The organism is Sulfurimonas sp. (assembly GCF_016744025.1).
GTDB lineage: Bacteria > Campylobacterota > Campylobacteria > Campylobacterales > Sulfurimonadaceae > Sulfurimonas.
The window spans coordinates 1-2,271 of sequence record NZ_JADGFC010000226.1 but is presented as its reverse complement, the minus strand read 5'-3'; the positions used below and the strand labels follow the sequence as shown (position 1 = coordinate 2,271).

3 protein-coding genes are annotated in these 2,271 nt (G+C 29.6%); all 3 read right to left on the bottom strand.

The genetic code is table 11. The features are described from left to right. Positions 1–189: hypothetical protein (locus QZZ48_RS15500; protein WP_294967158.1), on the bottom strand; the 189-nt coding region annotated here is incomplete at its 3' end. 167 nt (positions 190–356) lie between these two features. Beyond that, a complete protein-coding gene (locus tag QZZ48_RS15495) occupies positions 357–1,289 on the bottom strand; it encodes a transporter (RefSeq protein WP_294967157.1) in 933 nt (310 codons plus the stop codon). 21 nt (positions 1,290–1,310) lie between these two features. After that, the gene (locus tag QZZ48_RS15490; RefSeq protein WP_294967156.1) at positions 1,311–2,060 is read right to left on the bottom strand and encodes a hypothetical protein; all 750 of its coding nucleotides are present in this window, start codon (positions 2,058–2,060) and stop codon (positions 1,311–1,313) included. Between the last annotated feature and the right edge of the window lie 211 nt (positions 2,061–2,271).

The following is a 2,271-nucleotide window of genomic DNA, read 5'->3' as shown; positions in this document are numbered from 1 at the left end:
AGTTTCTTTTTCTATTTTATAAAAAGTTTTCTCGAAACTCTCAAGAGCCATTAATGCTGTGTGACTTCTTCCAATTGTTTTTACAGCATTCTCTAATGAATTGAAATAACTTTGTATATGAGAAGCTGAGGCATTAGCGGTAGCTTTAAGCTTTCTTTGTTCTACTTCAATCAATGTCTGTCTAAACATGCTATTTATATAATAGCTCGCTGTGATACTGATTAAAAAAGCCATTAATGATAAAAAAATAATTTTATTTTTGATGATACACACTCCCAAAACTAAATTATAAATCAACTATTATTTGGATAAGCTTTATCTACTTTTTTAAAACTAATATCAAGATAAATTAAATATTAGAATCCACCGTATAGAGATAAAACTATAGGAATGTAAATAACAGAGACTAATGTACTAAGAAGAACTGTAAAACTTGCTTTTTCTGGTTTTGCATCTAGAAGTACTGCTAGTGTTACAGTATTTCCTGCAAGTGGAACTATCCCAAATAAGAACATCACCTTGTATAGGTCTTCATTTAAAAACATAAAGTAGGTTTTATCTATATAAATGAATGTCAAAATAGCAATAGGCCAAAATACAAACTTTAAAATAAACAGTATAGATATAAACTTATAATCTAAATCACTGCCTTTTTTTAGTTTTAATCCAACAAGCCCCATACCCATTAGCATCATTCCAAGTATTCCATACGCTCCTTTAAACTGAGCAGTATAAGAACTCAAATCATCAGGAATACTGATTCCTAAAAGGTTGAATAATAAGCCTACGACAAAGGCATAAAGAAGAGGGAGTTTCATGATTTTTTGCAGAGACTGTTTTACAGTAAAGTTTCCTTTAGCCGTTACATAAAACCCCGTAGTACTCTCGTATAAAAGAGAAGCCAAAACTGTAAAGATATAAATATCAGCTAAATAAGGAGGAAAAAATATAACTGCAAGTGGTATACCAAAATAGCCAGTATTACCAGTTGCTCCACTAAAAGCTAAAATATTTCCTGTTGCGTCGTTCCAACTATTTTTATAAAAATATAGTAAAGTAAATGCTATTATCGAACAAAACAGATAGAAAAAAACTGGTAACATTAAAACTGCTAAATCTATCTTTACACTAATAGTTGCAGAAAAAACGACTATGGGACCTAAAATGTAAATAAGTAAGTTTGCAATAGCTTCTCTAGTTACTTTTAAAAACTTTGTTGAGATATATCCGAGAAGTATATTTATATAAAGGGGGAATATCTTAAGTAATAATATAAAAAACAGTGACATAAATCCCCTTTATAAATTTAATTAACCTAATTTTTGAATAGTTGGTGGGTTTGTTCTAAAAGCATTTTTAAAAGCGCTTATGCGTTTTTCTTTTATCTTTCCAACTGCTAATGGAGAAAGGAAGTATGCAACATCAGCACACTCATCAGCATCATAGTTATTATCATGTGTGAAGTAGATGTCTTTTCCTAGTTTAATAGCTTGTGCAGCAATGTTCCTAGCATAAGTAATTATCTCTTTATGATGTCTATCATATTTATGACCACTTCCAAAATAGACGAACTTTCCGTTAAGACTCATATTTATGTAGTCTTGATAATTTAATTGCTTATCATAACGAGTTAATTGGTTTGTGTTGTATTTATCTAGATCAGCATCTAACTCTTCTAATATAGGAGTTGGCTCAATATTAGCTTTGTTTAGTCCAAAAAGATATTTGATTTCAACAAGTTTACCTCTGTATCCATCTCTAACAGATTTTGAAAAAAGATTCATCATATCGTTAAAGTTTAGCTCATGAAACTCATCATTAAATTCAAATTCTTGATCTGTAAGTGAAGAGTCATTATTAAATCCAAGAGGGCTTATTGTTGGGTTGTATAAAAAGATAGTCCCAGCAACAGTTTTACTCTTTTTTTTAAGCATATTTTTAAAGTCATTAAGATCTATTTTAATATCTTCTCTGTCTTCATCTTTTTCATTGATGTAGATGTAATGTTTTGTTACGTAATTATGGTCGAAGTTGGTTGCGAATTTGCCGAATGTTTGCATATTTGTAGTCCTATAAACTTTTGTGAATTGTACAATCATTCTAATTACATCTAAGTTAAAGCTCTAATAATACGAAAAAGTGAAAGGTTTATCCTCAACTTTACATATTTTTTGACTTAATTAAAAATATGGGGGTTTGAAAACCCTTGCAAACTTCTGTATATTGGTAAGAAACCAAGGTATTTCTATAATGGATTATAAAAAAGCTCTA